This window comes from Amycolatopsis sp. NPDC058278 (genome assembly GCF_042881395.1).
Taxonomy (GTDB): domain Bacteria; phylum Actinomycetota; class Actinomycetes; order Mycobacteriales; family Pseudonocardiaceae; genus Amycolatopsis.
In genome coordinates, this window is sequence record NZ_JBHVXZ010000264.1 from 1 (window position 1) to 2,842 (window position 2,842).

Consider the following 2,842-nt stretch of genomic DNA (forward strand, 5'->3'; position numbering starts at 1 on the left):
AACGCCGTGGAGAACATCGGGTACGACACCGTCGTGCAGGACCTCGTGCCCCGCCCGTTCCTCGGCCGGGTGTTCGGCACCATCGGCACCGCTGCGCAGCTGGGAGCCGCTTTCGCTTACGCGCTGGGCAGTTTCCTCGTCGGCGTGGCCGGCGCCCGCGCCACCTTCGTCCTCGCCGGCACCGGAACGTTCTTGGTCCTGCTTCTCCTGGTGAAGTCGTTGCCGGATCAGGATGTGCCGTGAAACGCGTCGATCCCTTTGCGCCATGTGGTGGTGAGATCGGCGTCGGGCGGGAACCGGTGGTTCAGCTCCAGAACGACCATGCCGTGCGCGAACGCCCAGAAGGCCCGGGCTTGTTCGAGGTCGCCGCCGGTCGCTTTGAGCAGCGGCATCGCGGCGGCGGCTTCGACGCCGGGTGCGAGCAGGTCGCGGCGCAGGGGTCGTTCGGTCATCAGGCGGTGCAGGTGCGGTTGCCGGTGGGCGAAGTCGCGGTATGCGGCGGCGAGGGAGGCGAGCGGGTCGTCCGACCCGTGGACGGCTTTGGTGAACAGCTCGGCCTGTTCCTCGAAACCCATGGAGATCAAGGCCGCTTCCAATGCCTGCTTGTCGCGGAGGTGCTCATAGATCGAGGAGGCACGTATCCCGATCCGGTCGGCGATGCGACGCATCGACAGCGCGTCGGGCCCTTCCTGTTCAAGCAGCTCGCGGGCGGCTCGCACGATCTCCCGGGCTCGCGGCGCGAGCCGGTCAAGCGTGCGGGATGCCATCGATCGCCCGTGGTCCGAGCGTGTCCGGCAGGGCGCGCATGATCGAACAAACCCCTTTCCGTATGTGCCTAACGGCGTTAGGGTACCAGCCGAACGCCGTTAGGGTCGCCGGCGCGCCCACGCCGGACATCAGGACATTCAGGTGACGAGAAGCGGAGCCAAAGAGTGGCGGAGACAGATATCGCGTACTGCTTGACCAAAGTCGGTCAGGCCGCGAGGGATTGGCGAACGCTCGTGGTCGCGGGATCCGGTACCTGCTCGGCGTCGGCGGCCGAACTCTGGGCGGTGTGGTGCGATCTCGAGCGGTGGCCCGCGTGGTCGCCGATCCACCGGTCGGTGGCGGTCGCCGACGCGGCGTCCTTGTCGGCCGGCAGCTCCTTCGACCAGGAACTCGGGCTGGGGTTTCCGGTCGGTGTCCAGCGCGAGCGAGCGACGTTCGACGAGTTCGAGCCGGATGTCCGCGCGTCGTGGTCCGGCGACAAGAACGGCGTGCGCAGCTGCCACGTGTGGCGGTTCGAGCCGGTATCCGGCGGTGGCACCCGGATCCACAACGTCGAGGTCTTCGTCGGTACGACGATCGGACTGGTCAAGCCGGTGGTGGGGAAGCGGTGGAATCGCCTGTTCCAGGGCGCGGTCGACGGTCTGATCGCGGAAACGGCGGCAACGGCCGAGGTCCGTCCTCATGAGCACTGAGGACCACCGGACGCGGCAGGATCCTCCAGTGCGCACCGAGGTTGCCGCTCCGGACTCCCTCAGCGCGTCGGCGCCGCGGTTCCTGGTCGAAATCATCGCCTGGGTCGCCGCGCCGTGGGCACTGGTCGCGTATTCGATCTGGCTGGCCGTGCTGGCCGACGTGCTGCTGATCGGCCTGCCCACGGTTTTCGGGATGCCCGGGGCGAAGAAGCAGAAGAATCCGGTCTCGATCCCGGCCCGGCCGGCGATCGCCCTCGAACTGTTGCAGCCTGTCGCCGCCTGTTTGGCCGCTTTCGTGGCGTGGCCGCCGGTCGTGGCGTCACTGGTGGCTGCAGTGTCACTCGCAGCCTGTGGCCTTCAGCTTCGCCGCTGGCGCTGGATGCTCGCCCAGCGAACAGGCTCGTGAAGGGATCCCGGCACGCATGACCGGACCGCGATCTTCGACACCGTCGGTCGCTTTCCGTCGACGGCTGCAGGGCCAGGGGCACGCACGCGTGCACCCCGCCTTCGGACCTGGTCAATGCGGTCAGGCGGAAGCCGAGCCGCCTGGACGTAGAGCTCGTCGGGGACGGCGCCCGGCTTCACCTACACCGCGGAGGCACTGCTCGCGGAACCGGACGGGCGAGGCGGCTTCGACCGCAGCCCCTACCTCTACCACCTTCGCTGGTCCGAACCGGGCCGGGTGCGCACCGGCGTGGCCCGGCGGTTCGCCGACCGCGATCTCGCCTCGGTGCGCGGCGAGCACGCGAGCACCGGGCCCGGCCAGATCGGCAGCCGCGATTTCGTGGTGACCGCCCCTTGTCGTTCACGCTCCAGGAGTTCTACAGTCCGGACACGCCTTGGGAAGGCTTCTTCGAACAGTCCACGGAGGACGGTTACCTGGCCGACGCGAGCAGCGTCCCGCGGACGTTTTGCCGAGGTGAGCGCCGGGTCGTTGACCGGCTGGCAAACTACCTCGTGTACTAACGCTGGAGGCCCGGACGCTCCCGCGGGTTTGCGGCGAAGCGCCCCCGCGAAACCCGACCCGGAAGACCTGGTGGCTTTGGCCAACGAGGTGCGTGTCGCGGCTGCCTGGTCACCAGGCGCCGAGCTGCTTCTCGACGCGGCATTGCCCCTTTGAATACGTAGACGTGGGAAATCTCCCGCGTCGCGGTTGGGCTTCGGGGCGTCAGTCAAGCTGCAGGTCCGTGGCAAATTTCAGGGTGGGGTATAGATCAACTCGGTCTCGGACACAGTATTACCCCACGGATCGCGAAACGCGATCTTGAAGCTGGGACGATCGTGGCCTAGTGCCTCGGCAAGGAACGTTGACGTGGTAACCGTGTCGCGTGGACATCCGGGCTGGTGATCGCGAAGCTGGCCGGTGGAGGTGAGTCATGGCG

The 2,842-nt window shown here is 67.8% G+C and carries 4 protein-coding genes; 3 read left to right on the forward strand and 1 reads right to left on the reverse strand.

Annotation, left to right across the window (positions count from 1 at the left end):
• Positions 1 to 243: MFS transporter (locus tag ACFVYA_RS49815; protein ID WP_387055673.1), on the forward strand; the 243-nt coding region annotated here is incomplete at its 5' end.
• On the opposite strand, the gene ACFVYA_RS49820 is transcribed toward ACFVYA_RS49815, so the two are convergent.
• Complete coding sequence (locus tag ACFVYA_RS49820; protein WP_387055675.1) at positions 228 to 767, reverse strand: TetR/AcrR family transcriptional regulator; 540 nt, start codon at positions 765 to 767, stop codon at positions 228 to 230. The two genes, ACFVYA_RS49815 and ACFVYA_RS49820, sit on opposite strands and share 16 nt — an antisense overlap.
• Before the next feature lie 192 nt (positions 768 to 959).
• Between ACFVYA_RS49820 and ACFVYA_RS49825 the strand changes: the two genes are divergently transcribed.
• Positions 960 to 1,460: an SRPBCC family protein gene (locus tag ACFVYA_RS49825; protein WP_387055677.1), complete on the forward strand. Its 501-nt coding sequence runs from the start codon at positions 960 to 962 to the stop codon at positions 1,458 to 1,460.
• A 28-nt stretch (positions 1,461 to 1,488) separates the two neighbouring features.
• Complete coding sequence (locus ACFVYA_RS49830; RefSeq protein WP_387055679.1) at positions 1,489 to 1,866, forward strand: hypothetical protein; 378 nt, start codon at positions 1,489 to 1,491, stop codon at positions 1,864 to 1,866.
• Positions 1,867 to 2,842: the final 976 nt, after the last annotated feature.